Raw genomic sequence first — 13718 nt, 5'->3', positions numbered from 1 at the left:
TCTGGATCGATACCTAAAGCTCGTAAACGTTCGGCAAGGCAATCTGACTGTCAGGATAGTCTATCTCTGGCGCGATCGCTTCTTTAGATGTTAGAGGTTGCAGATTCATGGATTTTTCCTCGCCAAAACCTGTACATAATTCATCCATTAAAACATAATCTCAAAAGATAAAAGGCGGTGCAAAGCACCGCCTTTTATCTTTTGGGTTAAGCTCCCAATACACGCTTTGCTCTGGCTAGATAGGATTCGCGATCGGCTAAGCCATTAGTACCGCCATTGATGATTTTTGTAATCGTGAGGATATCATCGCGATCGGCATGATTATTAAGTGCACGAGTGTCCCAAAACCAACCTGCACTGAGACAAGCGAGATCGAAATCTCCCAAACGCTGAGGACTATTAATCAAGTCCACGCCCAAAGCTCGACCACAATCAGCATAGTTTGCTCGGCCAGTAACTTGGATCAAACCGCGACCTTTAAAGCGAACACCATCACCCGATTGTGTATTGCCGAGATCTCGTCGTCCTTCATAGTCTGCACCAGAAGCATATTCTTCATTAGTGTTAAATCCATCACTCTCATGTCCCACTTGAGCAAGGAAATGCGCTTTGCGGAGAGGTGTCGTAATTGCATAGCGCTGCATGGTCGTATTTAGGTGGGGCAGTAATTTCTCAAGGCGATCGCGTCGAGAATAGGGTGCGATCGCACTGAGTTGTTCTTGGGTAATCAGCCCAGAAGTCACAACTTCAGGAGCACGAGGATATAAGCCTTCATAGGGTTCTTGAGCAAGGCTGCGTGCGGGCAAATTATTGAGAACTCGAATCGTGCTATCAACTAGTACATCTTTGGCATTGAAATCATCTTTAAGTCCCCTAATCAATTGATCTAAGCGTCGCGCCGCTAACTTGCGATGTTCGGTCAGGTTTGGCGCTTGGTAAAGACCTTCATAGGGTTTTCGTAAAATTGGACGCAAAGTCAATCCGCTCATCGCCCGAATCAAGTCATCAATTTTGCCATCAGCACTATTGAGCTTAGGATCGACAATATTACCGATCGCTGCCACTAAAGTCTGCGCGGCTTGTTTGCGCCATGTTGCCAGATCCGCAGCAGGGAAAAGTCCTGCATAGGGCGATCGCCCTGTCGGACGTGCTGGCAAATTACGCAGAAAGCGGATCAAATCATCGATCGCCCCATCAAAAACACTACCTTCAACATCGGGAATCCTCGGCACTGAAGCTTTAAGGGTTAAGGCTGCCCGACTGCGCCATGTTGGTAAATCGGCTGCTGGAAGAATACCTGCATAGGGCTGTCGAGTTTCTGGACGTGCGGGTAAGTTATTGAGTACTCGCACCAGATCATCCACCAGTCCATCTTTTTCATTGATTGTACTGCCGACAATTTTGGGAACTAGAAATGCAAGGGTTGCTGCGGCTTGCGATCGCCAAATCTCAACTTGTTTCATGGTCTTTATCGAGTAATTTCCACTTTGCGTAACACCATCATCTTATGAAACGCCCAAAAATCAATTTCACAAAGAAGGGATAGCGGAAAAAGATTTTGCCTAGTCCAGTGACGATCAATTTCCGTAAACTGACAATCGCAATGGGTAAATATGGCTCTAAATAAGATTCGATTATAGGAATCAGACTATTCAAATGAGCATTTTGGAGATTTGCCACTTTGATCGTCGCCCAGCACAAAAATAAAATTATGACAACTGCGATCGCAATCAGTCGAAAAAATTGGTTTTCTAAAAGCTGGAGTAAATTCTTAAAAAAATTCTGGCTCAGCTTGGGCAATGTGGGCAATGTCAGATTCAGTTTGGCAGAAATCCAACAAATCATTAAGACCACAATTGGAGCAGAGATCGCCATGTGCCAACATTGACTGGTTAAAAATGCACTAAAACTTTCTGGCAAATTCAGGCGTTTACCAAGATTTTGCAATGGCTCACACCATGTGATGGTCGTGGCAAAAGATACAGCAGCGATCGTAAAGGGGCGTAATTTTTGCTCAACGTAATCAGTTATCGCCGTTAAAAATTGTCGCGAAATTTGACCAATCATCAACCCATGCGCTTGTAAAATGCGATCAGCTTCAGGATGCTGCAAGATGTCTTGACAGACTTTTTGACTAAGATCTCCATCTATGTTCATCAAAGTTCGTAATATTGGTGATGGAGTTGTTGTAGGGACATCACCAACATTGCTAGTGTAATAAGTCCAAATTGCGATCGCCCCTTGCTGTCTTGCCGCTATACCCACACAAGAGGCTAATACTTGCAATAATTCCTGACTATTAACTCTATAAATGATTTCGCTGCCAACTGCTATTCCCTGAGTATCAAGATCAATCTGGGCAAGAACATTTGGGTTAAGCCACAAACTAATTTCGTCATCGATAACAGCCAACCAATCAGGCGTAACCACCATAACTCCATTTTTTAATCATTTGTAGATTTTTGAATTGGTGTAAGGGTCACTCTTATCATCAATTCAAAATTGTCATGTTGCGTCCATCTACTTAAACTTAATAAATCAAAACCTAAGAAGCTCGTTGCGTCTCGAAGTGACTCAATTCATATTCAGGTTTTGTGTCCTCACAAGATTAGCAAGGGCTATAACGACTATTTATCTCTGAATGGGATCAAATCTTTGACTAGATTTACGCAAGTCGTAATCAAGCCCGTCCATTGCTTCTGAGCATTTTCGACTGCTTGATTATGTAAATCAAAAACAAGTTTTGCCATTTTCGGATCAATTTTGCTTCTGGTGGGGACAAACAAATCATCAAGAAATCTATTGGTCAAATCACCATCAAGCTCAAATTTAGTCTGAGCATAAATTTGTTCACCATTCAAAATTGATTGCTCAAATTCCCATAATGTGCGGAAATATCGAATCATCGGCGCATCAGTGATAATTCGACCGTCAGCATCTTTAGGAATATCCAACGACAACACTTTACTAGCTAGCTGCTCATAACAGGCTTTTTCATTTTCAAATTGCTCCTTTTGCTGAGGGTCAGTCAAATTTTGTCGCTCTCTAAAGGTTCGTTCAGCTTGCTTATAGATTTCTAAATCTTGGTTATACCAATCTAGCTCAGCCTGAGAAACCGTCGAACCTTTCTTTTGCAGCTCTTTACTACGTTCAAGCAAAGATTTTCTGGTGTCATGCAGCCCTGCTTCAGTTTTGTGCATAATACTTTCGATCAGATTAGAGTAAAACTCTCTTGCATCAAACCTTGCGATCGGAATCTGTCTAACAATCAGTGTATTCACTTCCAGCGAAGTAATTTCTTCTAAAACATCTTTGATTGTTTCCCGAAACTTCTTAAGAGTAGTACTTTCTCCAGCACCATCTTTTTTGGGCGATGCTGCAATGCTAGAAGCATTAGTCACTAATTCCGAAGATTTCTTTACAGGCTTGTTACTATCAGCTTTAACCTGATTAGCATCATCTGCGGCATTACTTTTATTATTTGTAGCCAGATCTCGCATACAGATTCCTCAGTGACAGGTCGCATAAACTAGACGCAACTAGACCCGACTAAAGATGCGATCGCTGCTAAAGCTAGCCCTATCTTCTTCAGGTTCTGGTTCACTTTCACCATTTAAAAGCCCTGTTACCTTTTGACCAATATCTACCAAAGTTTTGAGATTATTCGCGATCGTCTCTGAACCCTTCTCAACTTGAATTTCATGGAAGCCCCGTAGCTCCGCATAGGGAGAGCCCTGCAAAAAATCTGCCCCTAGCTCATTTTCAATATCACCATCAATCAGATTAATCTTTGTCTTTAAGCGATTACCTGCTTTATGGGTCGTATCTCCTTCATGGGCAACCCAAGTCACAATTTCTAACTGCACAAGATCAGAAAAGATTTCAATCAAAGCATCACCAAAATTTTTGGTTTCTTTGAGCTTGCTTTGAAAACGCACCGACGCTGTTACTGATACCGACGAAGAACTTGAGTAAGTCATAAATGATACCTAACGTATAAAAATCCTGATAAGTTTTGATCAAGACAGATAACTGACTATTATTTTAAGCACTTAAACATAGACTTTTTCACAATAAAATCTTTTGTTAAAATATTTTATAAGTAAGTTTTCTACAAATCTTTTGCAAATTAGTTTTGACAAAAGTAACTTAAGTGAAATCACTAAACAAATTTAATGATAGTCAGATAGCTCAATTAATTCCATTGGCACAAAGCTTTCTTGTGGCAGCAAAATCAGTTGAGAATAAATAAGTTTGCCAGTCATATCTATGCGATTGATAGCTATTCCCATAGGTCGTGGTAGTTGCGCGGCATAGGAATCAGCATAGTAACGATAAATCTGCTTAGCAGCTCTGATAATCATCGGATCTACTTTTTTGACTACAGGTTCTGGCTGTCTCTCAGTTTGTTCAAGGCGCTGGGCGGCATATGACACAATATAAACCCCTTAAATTTGACTATTCTTTTGCCTTATAAAAAGCTGCATCAGGACTTTAGCTGACTTTGTTTTTTTTAGCAAGATTTGAGCTAAGGATTATACATGAGTTGATATTTTTTGGGTTGCTATATGAGCAAAAATTAGCAAAAGATTTAATTGCCTTCCGCACTAGAGAGCTTAAGTCGAAATAGCTTACTGTAAAAAATTTGGGGGAAATCAACGTAACCCTTGTCACGAATATTTGAGACAACTTCAATTAAATAGCCAACAAATTCTGAATTTTCCAATGTCATTTCATAGCTCATGTCAGCATCACCATCGAAGGTCAGTCGACATAATGCCAGATCAGACGGCAAGTTTGCCACGCGCCATACTGCCATAAAAGATATGGGGGAGCTTCCTTCAACATGGCGCTCGCCTGTAATTTCACCTTGTTTGTATAGGGAAATGGCATAGGGGAGAGCTTGACGCTTGTTAGGCTCTCGATAATAGGGCATGTAGATTGAAACTTCTTGCGGTGGAGCAGCTTTAAGTTCGATCGCCATAGATGTTAGCGCCTTTATTGATATGTATTGCTGTGAATTTTTACAAAAAAGATTAGCAGGTTTTTGCCTTAATTAAATGTTCGCCCAAATGAGATTAAGCGACCATCGGCAATTCTTATTGTGAAACCAATTTCAGATTTTCTAACGCCTACGGCGTTAGAAAATCTGAAATTGGTTTTTGGAAAGTGCACAGGCTTGATTTCCAAAAACCAATTTTTTACATGAGCATTGCTAAGCGAACATTTGATTTTTAAATCACAAAAGTGTCAGCACACTTTTGTGATTTGGGATAAGGACGTTTAATTTAAGGAGAAACGCGATCAATTACAGTAATTTTGCCATCGGGCTGGACTTCCCAAACGTCATAGCTACCTTTGACATCGCCATATTCATCTAGATCAACATTTCCACTAGCACCTTGATAGTCAATGTCTGTACCTGCTTTGACTAGCTTGATTGCTTCGCAAACATCAGTGACTTCTTTACCAGGCGCATTAGCAACTTCACGAATTTTACTCTTGATGCCGTCTCCAGTGCCGTCTTTGGCAGCTTCAGCAGCGATCGCAACTAGAGCTGCTGCATCATAGGAATGGGGAACAAAAGCACCCAAATCTTGACCAGTTTTTTCTTTGTAGGTCTTAGTAAATTCGGCAAGAGACTTACCATCAGCACCAGGCACAGTGCCGATCGCACCTGCCAAAATTAATTTACCTTCAGGGGTATTACCAATTAGCTTAGGAAAGTCTTCGGTCTTAACCCCATCAGTGAGCAAAATTTTGACATCTTTTGTCAATCCCTGCTCAAAAGCTGCCTTTATCACCGCACCGCCAGAATCGGGATAGAGAATTGCCGCAACAGCATCGGGCTTACTGCCAAATGCACCCTTAGCCTCTGCTTCAAACGTCGTTGCTTTAGGATCGTAGCGGGTTGGTTTGCTTTTGTTGACAATTGTGCCACCGAGTTTTTCAAAGGCTTCCACAAAGGCTTTCTCAAAACCAACACCGTAGTCATTATTAATTACTAGGGTGGCAACTTTTCTCGCTCCTTTTTTATAAGCAAGGTTAGCCAAAGCTAAAGCTTGGTATGTATCAGGTGGGGCAGTACGATACCAGTAACTATTAAATTCACCTTTTTTAGCACGTTCGGTAAAGACTGGGCTAGTGCTACCTGGCGAGATCATCACGACTTTATTGGGAACAGCGATCGCAAGAGCAGCCGTAGATACACTGCTGGCAAATGAACCAACAACAGCACCAACATTGTCCACTTTAACGAGTTTAGTCATCGCCTCAGCACCTGCTGGTGGATCGGTGCGATCATCTTCTTTAAGGTAAGTGATTGGCTTCCCAAGTACACCACCGCATTTGTTGACTGTTTCTACAAGAAAATCAATCGATTTGATCATTGGCGAACCAATCGAGGATAGATCGCCTGTGATCGGTAACAATGCACCTAAACGTAAGGTGTCTTTAACGCCGCCACCACCTGAGCTTGTTGCGGGTGATGTGGCAGAGGTGGTTTTAGAGTCAGTAACTGTAGTACTAGGCTGGCAAGCCACAATCCAAATTGTGGTCACTGTTGCTAGCAGGGCTAGACAGAGTGTAGAGAAAAACCTTTTAGTCATGGTTACGATGGACTACGATCATATTTACGAAGTTGCTGTAATTGTATCTGCAAAAGTATCTGCAAAGTCTCATGACATCTACCATTGATCCACGCCGCCAAAGAGAATTAGTCCGCTTGTTAGAGCGGATGGGGCTAGAGCAATCAACCCTAGAACGAGTCAATTCCGCTGGATTTGATTGGCTATTAATCGATCAAGCTTTGGTACATCCCAGTTTCTCAAATGTTTACAACAACGATCAATTAGAGTTTGTGGGCGATAGCGTGCTGCGATTGTCGGTGAGTTTGTTTTTAAAAGAGCAATATGGCGATCGCAAAGTGGGGGACTTAGCCGCTCTGCGATCGCATCTTGTCAGTGACAAAACCCTAGCCGAAATAGCCAGTATTTATGAGCTGCAAAAATATGTCGTGGTTTCTAATGCAGCGCGGAATGATTCTCAGGCTTTGAGATCGCTGCTGGCGGATGCCCTTGAAGCATTAATGGCAGCAATATATATTGCGACTTGTGACTTAGCCTATATTCGCAAATGGCTCGATCCACATATGCTTCGTTTTTCCGAATCGTTATTGGCGATTCCTGCCTTAGGAAACTACAAAGTTGCCCTACAAGAATTAACTCAAGGACGCTGGAAACGGTTACCTGAATATCGCAATGTTGATGCAGTTAACAGTCTTTTTTGCGTAGAAGTATGGTTTGACGATCGCTGCTGGGGCAAAGGTCAAGGCAAAAGCATTAAAGCTGCTCAACAAGAGGCAGCAGCCATCGCCCTAAAACAGATGTCTCAGTTATAGCTAAAAACCAAAATAAGAGAGGCGGCGCAACACGCCGCCTCTCTTATTTTTAGGAAAACAAAAAAAGTCGCTTCGCGACCTTTTTTTGTTTTTCCTATTAAAATTTACGGATAGGTGTATAAATACTTAGCGGCAAATCATAAATTTCTCTGCAAATACAGGATAAGCATCGTAATATTTCTTAGTGTGCTAATTTCGCTCGTCTGATCAATTTTTAAGATTAGTGCTTCGTGTGGTAAGAAGGAGTCAAGAGTCATTCTGATACTAATATCGATCCTAGCCGCCCTAAATGCTGTGGCAGCAATGTGGCTACTACTTTATGGGCTTAATGCTTATTGGCTCACTGCTGTCCATAAGCCCAAGCTCTCTCTTCGGAAACAGCTTGTTTTTCCGCAGCTCAATCCTGCTAGAGAATTCCAAACAGCTCAAGCTGCAACATTGCCATCGCCAAGTTCAGTCGCGATCGCTGTCAATAATTTTGATAACTTTGAAAAATTTCGCCTCGACAAGCCGCTAACTAATGGCTTTAGCAGTTATGTTTTGGCAGTCGATCCAACTGAGCATAATGCGATCGCCTTAGAAGATTTACCAATTGTCACCGTTCAGCTACCAATCTTTAATGAGCGCTATGTTTCGCGCCGTTTGGTAGATGCCGTTTGTCAAATGGACTATCCGCGCGATCGAATGCAAATTCAGGTGCTTGATGACTCCATTGATGATACACAAGCGATTCTCAGAGAAACTGTCCAAGAATACCAAAATCAGGGCTTTTGGATCGAATATGTCCATCGAGTCAATCGATCTGGCTTCAAAGCAGGAGCATTACAAGATGCGATGCCGCTTGTAGAAGGGAATTACATTGCCATCTTTGATGCTGATTTTATTCCTTCGGTAAATTGGCTCAAGGATACTATTCGGCATTATGTCGAGTCTCCCGATGCAAAAGTCGCAGTTGTACAGACTCGTTGGGGACATATCAACTCTGAATATTCGTTACTTACCAAGTTGCAATCGACAGGAATTGATGGACATTTTGCGATCGAGCAGCAAGCCAGATCCAATAATGGCTATTTTTTAAACTTTAATGGTACGGCGGGAATTTGGAATCGTAAGGCAATAATTGATGCTGGTGGTTGGCACGCCGATACTTTAGCTGAAGATATGGACTTGAGTTACCGTGCTCAACTCAAAGGCTGGCAAGTAGTTTATGACAATAATATTGTCGCGCCTGCGGAGTTGCCTGTTGCCATGCTTGCCTTCAAATTACAGCAATTTCGCTGGGCAAAGGGTAGCATTCAATGTGCAAAGAAATTAATTTTCCAAATTTGGCAAGCCGATCTTAGTCTGCCAGTAAAATTTCAAGCCTCGATGCATTTGACAGGATATTCAGCGCATCCTTTGATGCTGCTTTTGGTATTACTTTCAATACCTCTGATGTTGATTACGCCTGATGATGCGATCGCTTTGCGAATATCCTTTGAGGGTATTTGGTCAATCTTTATGCTTCCTGCAACTTTTGGCCCCCCATTTTTGTATTTCCATGCCCAACGCGAGTTATATCCGAAGTCTTGGCATCGCCGCCTCGGTCGTATTTTCCTACTAGCAGTTCTTGGCACGGGTATTTCTTGGAGCAATAGCCGCGCCGTATTTGCTGGTTTATCGAATACAGGTGCAAATTTTCGGCGCACACCCAAGTTTGATATCAAACATAAGAGCGATCGCTGGGAAAATAAAGCTTACAAAATCCCCCTTGATGCCACCGCAGGAATCGAGCTTGGCTTGTGCATTTATAGCGTGATCGCTTCAGGGTTAGCGCTCAGTAAAGGACTATATATAACCTTGCCATTTATGGTGCTATATGCGGTGAGCTATGGCTATGTTGGTGGGCTTACATTCTGGCAATATTGGCAACAATCTCGTAATTAATTAGCTAAGGCCAGATCCAAGCGCTGTAACGCATTCTTAACTGGCAGATTAGGATTTTGTAAAGTATGCTTTAAGCCCTTTTATCCTTGTAATTCCAGAAATTCTCATTATGAAACTGATTTCAGAGTTTTCAGCGCCCTATTGTCCTATTGCTGAAAACTCTGAAAATCAGTTTTGATGAAAGTCCGCCAAAGTCAGACTTTCATCAAAACTGATTTTTAAAATGAGAGTTGCTGTTGTAATTCAAATTAGAGGGCGGGAAGCCTCCTCTAATTTTATAATGGTCAAATATGTGGTCAATTATTATCCCGACGTATAATCGCTTACCGATATTGCAAAAGTGTTTGCAAGCATTGGAAGCACAGAATTTTACGCAGCCCTATGAGGTTGTAGTAGTTGATGATGGCTCCACCGACGGCACGGTAGACTTTTTACAAAGCCATTCAGATGAGTTTCCTCATGTGCGTTTATTTCTGCAAAACCATGAAGGCGCAGCGATCGCTAGAAATACAGGAATCGATGTGGCATTAGGCGAAACGATAGTCTTTATCGATAGCGACCTCGTCGTTACGCCAGTATTTTTGTCAGCCCATGCCAAGGCTCTAGCCAAGAGCGATCGCGCCTTTACCTATGGGTTAGTAATTAATACTAATAATTTTGATAATCCGACCTCTGAGAAAATTAAAATCCAAGATATTTCCACTGCTTTCTTTGCGACTGGTAATGTGGCGATCGCCAAGCATTGGCTGATCAAAGCAGGAAAGTTTGACACTAGTTTCCGTCAGTATGGCTGGGAAGATCTAGAGCTAGGTGTACGCCTCAAAAATTTAGGATTAAAATTAATTAAATGTCCCGATGCTGTTGGTTATCATTGGCATCCTGCTTTTACGATTGAGCAATTACCACGTCTTGTCGATGTCGAAGCTCAACGAGGACGTATGGGTGTGGTTTTTTACAAAAAGCATCCAACATGGACAGTCAGAATGATGATTCAGATGACATGGCTGCATGTGCTTCTTTGGGGGGCATTGTCCTTGGGTGGTTCGCTAAACGAGCGATCGTTACGTCCGCTTTTAAAATGGCTGATTGACCAAGGCAAACCCCAATTAGCCCTAGAAATAGCTAGAATTTTCTTGAATTGGTACAACGTCAAGGGCGTATACGCCGCCTATAGAGAAGAACAGTAGAGCCTATGAAAGTTTCTCTCGAATTTCTCTATCACTTTCATTGCGATCGCTGCCATAAATGGTGGAGTCGGGCTGACATCGAGCCACAAATTGGCGAACAGGTTTACTGCCCATACTGTGGTCATATTAATACCGTTGAAGCGGTACAAACTTTTCGCAATGCGGCACGCGGCGGTAGTTGTCTCAGTCAACGACCTGATGAAATTTAGCACTTTGCGATTTAAAGTAGAGAGGTTGCTTAGCGACATCTCTACTTTTTTATGGTGATTTATATGTCCACTCCAAATATTATTCTTGAGGGATATCTTGCGGGGGCAGCCGATTACATACCGATCGCTAAGAAATTAGAAAATAGAAATTTATCAGCAACGGTGGTTCCTTTGAAATGGTGGGAATGGTTTCCAACGTTAGGCGGGCGATCGATCGCCCCCATCTTAGAAAAACTTGACCAAACCGTAAATCAGGAATTAGCCAAAACTGGCGCATCCAAAGTAAATATTATTGCCCATTCCGCAGGGGGCTGGCTCTCACGGATTTATCTCGGCGATCGCCCCTATTACGACAAAGTTTGGGATGCAAGACCCAAAGTAGCCAAGCTAATCTGTCTAGGCACGCCCCAACGCAGTCTTGAACCTTGGTCACTACCAAACTTAGGATTTGTCAATGATAATTATCCTGACGCTTATTATGACGACATTGAATATATCTGTATTGCAGGGAAATCAGTACAAGGCAAAAAATCTACGCCCAAAAGATGGCTAGCCTATAGCAGCTATGAACTGACCACTGGTCAGGGAGATGCATGGGGCGATGGCATTATTCCGATTGAGGCTGCATATTTAGATGGCGCTACGAATATTGCGATCGATGGGGTCTATCACTCGCCGCGATCTGGTAAATGGTATGGCTCTCAAGAGGTGGTTGATATTTGGGCAAAATATCTGTAACCCAAATGGGGAACTCCAAGCGACTCCTCTAGATGGGTGGATATATCTATAAAAAGCGAATATAAGTACAAATATCAGCCAAAAGGCTTACGAAAATCCCCTATATTGCTCGACAAACTAGTAGACATTTTAGAAAGAGGGATGTATAGTATAGAGGTGTGAGGAGCGAACAAAAGAAAAAGCCTAGGAACGAAACAGGGAAAGTAACCTAGGCTTTTTCTTTTGGTTACAGTTAATAAAAAAGAGAGGGCAGCTAATAGCTGCCCTCTCTTTTTTTGCATGTAAAAATCAGAGAAGTTTTGGGCTTTGTGTTTTAACTAGAGCCCTAGCAACCATATATTTGCTTATAGCTATCATAAGGAATACCTTTATGACTTTTTGTAGAAAATATTTCTTTGGGTATATCTAGAAAAAATGTTTATCATGATACAGTTTTTTTAGTGACTTTAAAGTAATGTTACGTTATGTTGACACAGTGACTAATATCTGGTCGTAAGCAACTTCAAAGCGTTAGTTATTGTCATAGTTTAGTGTCATCGATTGATTTGTAAATGAGGTACTTATGAGTGACTTACCTGTCGAAAAGCAATTTACCCATATGATGTTTTGCCAGCAGATCCAAAATATTGATATAGATTCAGCTAAGCAACTGCTAACTGAGCTACATATGCTTTATTTAGGGCAGCAAGCAATGATGGTAAAAATTGCCAAACAAGAGTTCTTAGGGGGAATGTAATCCAAAGCCTATAAAAGGAACAAAAGCATTGCGGAGCAATACTTTTGTTCCTTTTATAGGCTTACAACCTCATTTATCGCGCAACTTAAGTTTGTAACGATTTGATGAGGCTTATATTTTTGTAGTTGAATGTAGTTACGGATGCCACTAAGTACAGCGATCGCTGGAACATGGTAAGTTTGAGCAGAGATAATATCTGCTTCGGTATCACCGATCATCCACTGCTTCTCTACCTCTGGCAGAGTATCTTGAGCAATTTTCATTAATTTGGGTTTGTCTTGGATATCGACTGTTTTCACATAGTCATCGTCCAGACAGAAGATGCGATCGCTAGGAAAAAATCGTCTTAAGTTATATCTATCAAGAACAGGTTCGAGTTCTCTACGGCGACGCATAGTCATCACTGCTAGATCGATCCCTAACTGTTGAGCTTTTTCTAATGCTGGGATTGCAATGTCGATCAGGCAATCATAAGAAAAATATGGATCTGTATGAACAGTGGCGCGGCGAAGGTGAGCAAAGGCGACGGATTGCTTTTCATCTTTAAAGCCTGATAGATTTGCGATTTCTTTTTCAGGTATTTGCGATCTCTTCAATTCCCAAAACTCTGACTTTGATAGAGTCGTAATTACTTGTTCGGGCTTACGGATTTTGTCTAAGCAATATAAGTAAACTTGGTAGTATCGTTCAGATACGTCCATGATTGGACCATCAAAATCGGTAAATATACGTCTTCTCATAAGTTTTTAATATAAAAAAGTGCGCTTAGCGCACTTTTTTATTCTTTGGGATCAGATGTCCAATCTCCGTAATGATTTAAGATATCTTTTATCAAAATTTGGGATTGCGTAGTAAGTGATTGCGGGTAGACAAGCCACATCCCACCAATTTGACTACCCAAATAACTAAATTCAGTACTTTCTTGCCAAAACAATTCAGAGCTAACATCAACAATTTGTTCAATATGAGACGCTAACTCTCGATACATAGCTAGCGTAATATCAGGATTGTAAACAATCTTGCAACGATTAATTACTAATTCCCCACTAGGCACTTTCTAATTCCTGCCCCAAATCTTTTACATCTAAAACATTGCCATCTGGATGCGTACCGATTATACAGCAGTTAACTTCATCAATGCAAACCTTACCCCATTGTAAAGCCCAACGTACCAATGAAACTCGGTTATCAGTTTTCGTTTTTGTTAAAATATTGCTAATGTGATTATCTACAGTGCGTTTGCTGATCGCTAGTTTGATCGCGATATCTTGGTTGGTTAAGCCACCAGCTACTAGTTCAATCACTTGCAGCTCTCTTTCAGATAGAGCAATTGATGAGTTTGTAATTACAGTTTGATTTGATTCGGCAGGGTTGGTCATGGTAACGAAAGTGATTTGCGCCAATATTTCAGAACTATACGCATTCTGGCGGTTAACTAATGAGTATAATTTCTTATTCGAGATTGTGTCAATTAATTAAGTTTTTCCAAAGATTGTCTCAGCCATGCTGATGCTAAGGGGTAA

Annotated in this window: 18 protein-coding genes; 7 read left to right on the top strand and 11 right to left on the bottom strand. The window is 41.6% G+C overall.

Features of this window, described 5'->3' with window-relative positions:
• Positions 1-13 precede the first annotated feature (13 nt).
• From CQ839_RS25640 to CQ839_RS05400, 8 genes are all read right to left on the bottom strand, one after another.
• Complete coding sequence (locus CQ839_RS25640; protein ID WP_258040635.1) at positions 14-148, bottom strand: hypothetical protein; 135 nt, start codon at positions 146-148, stop codon at positions 14-16.
• A gap of 58 nt (positions 149-206) precedes the next feature.
• A complete protein-coding gene (locus CQ839_RS05430; RefSeq protein ID WP_103667262.1) occupies positions 207-1463 on the bottom strand; it encodes a glycoside hydrolase family 19 protein in 1257 nt (418 codons plus the stop codon).
• Between the two features lie 37 nt (positions 1464-1500).
• Complete coding sequence (locus CQ839_RS05425) at positions 1501-2433, bottom strand: hypothetical protein (RefSeq protein ID WP_103667261.1); 933 nt, start codon at positions 2431-2433, stop codon at positions 1501-1503.
• A 194-nt stretch (positions 2434-2627) separates the two neighbouring features.
• The gene (locus CQ839_RS05420) at positions 2628-3500 is read right to left on the bottom strand and encodes a hypothetical protein (RefSeq protein WP_103667260.1); all 873 of its coding nucleotides are present in this window, start codon (positions 3498-3500) and stop codon (positions 2628-2630) included.
• A gap of 39 nt (positions 3501-3539) precedes the next feature.
• Positions 3540-3980, bottom strand: a complete 441-nt coding sequence (locus tag CQ839_RS05415; RefSeq protein ID WP_103667259.1) for a hypothetical protein — start codon at positions 3978-3980, stop codon at positions 3540-3542.
• Positions 3981-4172: 192 nt separating this feature from the next.
• Complete coding sequence (locus CQ839_RS05410; protein ID WP_103667258.1) at positions 4173-4436, bottom strand: hypothetical protein; 264 nt, start codon at positions 4434-4436, stop codon at positions 4173-4175.
• 155 nt (positions 4437-4591) lie between these two features.
• A complete protein-coding gene (gene ebsA / locus CQ839_RS05405; RefSeq protein WP_103667257.1) occupies positions 4592-4984 on the bottom strand; it encodes a type IV pilus biogenesis protein EbsA in 393 nt (130 codons plus the stop codon).
• Positions 4985-5288: 304 nt separating this feature from the next.
• Entirely contained in the window at positions 5289-6389 is a 1101-nt protein-coding gene (locus tag CQ839_RS05400) for an ABC transporter substrate-binding protein (protein WP_258040634.1), read from the bottom strand.
• Here CQ839_RS05400 and CQ839_RS25635 point away from each other — a divergent pair.
• The 7 genes from CQ839_RS25635 (at position 6382) to CQ839_RS25055 (ending at position 12195) form a co-directional block, all read left to right on the top strand.
• Positions 6382-6696 (top strand): hypothetical protein, encoded by a 315-nt coding sequence (locus tag CQ839_RS25635; RefSeq protein ID WP_258040633.1) that lies wholly within the window; start codon positions 6382-6384, stop codon positions 6694-6696. The two genes, CQ839_RS05400 and CQ839_RS25635, sit on opposite strands and share 8 nt — an antisense overlap.
• A complete protein-coding gene (locus CQ839_RS05395) occupies positions 6680-7399 on the top strand; it encodes a ribonuclease III family protein (protein ID WP_103667255.1) in 720 nt (239 codons plus the stop codon). The genes CQ839_RS25635 and CQ839_RS05395 overlap by 17 nt, the downstream gene beginning before the upstream one ends.
• 303 nt (positions 7400-7702) lie before the next feature.
• Positions 7703-9325 (top strand): glycosyltransferase, encoded by a 1623-nt coding sequence (locus CQ839_RS05390; protein WP_103667254.1) that lies wholly within the window; start codon positions 7703-7705, stop codon positions 9323-9325.
• A gap of 290 nt (positions 9326-9615) precedes the next feature.
• Positions 9616-10512, top strand: a complete 897-nt coding sequence (locus tag CQ839_RS05385; RefSeq protein ID WP_103667253.1) for a glycosyltransferase family 2 protein — start codon at positions 9616-9618, stop codon at positions 10510-10512.
• Positions 10513-10517: 5 nt separating this feature from the next.
• Positions 10518-10721 carry a hypothetical protein gene (locus CQ839_RS05380; RefSeq protein ID WP_103667252.1) on the top strand — a complete coding sequence of 68 codons (204 nt, stop codon included), beginning with the start codon at positions 10518-10520 and terminating at the stop codon, positions 10719-10721.
• Positions 10722-10784: 63 nt separating this feature from the next.
• Entirely contained in the window at positions 10785-11459 is a 675-nt protein-coding gene (locus CQ839_RS05375; RefSeq protein WP_103667396.1) for a triacylglycerol lipase, read from the top strand.
• A 562-nt stretch (positions 11460-12021) separates the two neighbouring features.
• Positions 12022-12195, top strand: a complete 174-nt coding sequence (locus CQ839_RS25055; protein WP_181016115.1) for a hypothetical protein — start codon at positions 12022-12024, stop codon at positions 12193-12195.
• Positions 12196-12248: 53 nt separating this feature from the next.
• On the opposite strand, the gene CQ839_RS05370 is transcribed toward CQ839_RS25055, so the two are convergent.
• The 3 genes from CQ839_RS05370 to CQ839_RS05360 are packed head-to-tail and all read right to left on the bottom strand — an operon-like array spanning position 12249 to position 13574.
• A complete protein-coding gene (locus CQ839_RS05370; RefSeq protein WP_103667251.1) occupies positions 12249-12935 on the bottom strand; it encodes an HAD family hydrolase in 687 nt (228 codons plus the stop codon).
• A gap of 38 nt (positions 12936-12973) precedes the next feature.
• Positions 12974-13249 (bottom strand): hypothetical protein, encoded by a 276-nt coding sequence (locus CQ839_RS05365; protein WP_103667250.1) that lies wholly within the window; start codon positions 13247-13249, stop codon positions 12974-12976.
• A complete protein-coding gene (locus tag CQ839_RS05360; protein WP_103667249.1) occupies positions 13242-13574 on the bottom strand; it encodes a helix-turn-helix transcriptional regulator in 333 nt (110 codons plus the stop codon). Before CQ839_RS05360 ends, CQ839_RS05365 begins: the two co-directional genes overlap by 8 nt.
• Between the last annotated feature and the right edge of the window lie 144 nt (positions 13575-13718).

The organism is Pseudanabaena sp. BC1403 (assembly GCF_002914585.1).
GTDB lineage: Bacteria > Cyanobacteriota > Cyanobacteriia > Pseudanabaenales > Pseudanabaenaceae > Pseudanabaena.
Note: the sequence above shows the minus strand (reverse complement) of the source record. Positions and strands in the feature narration are given on the sequence as shown.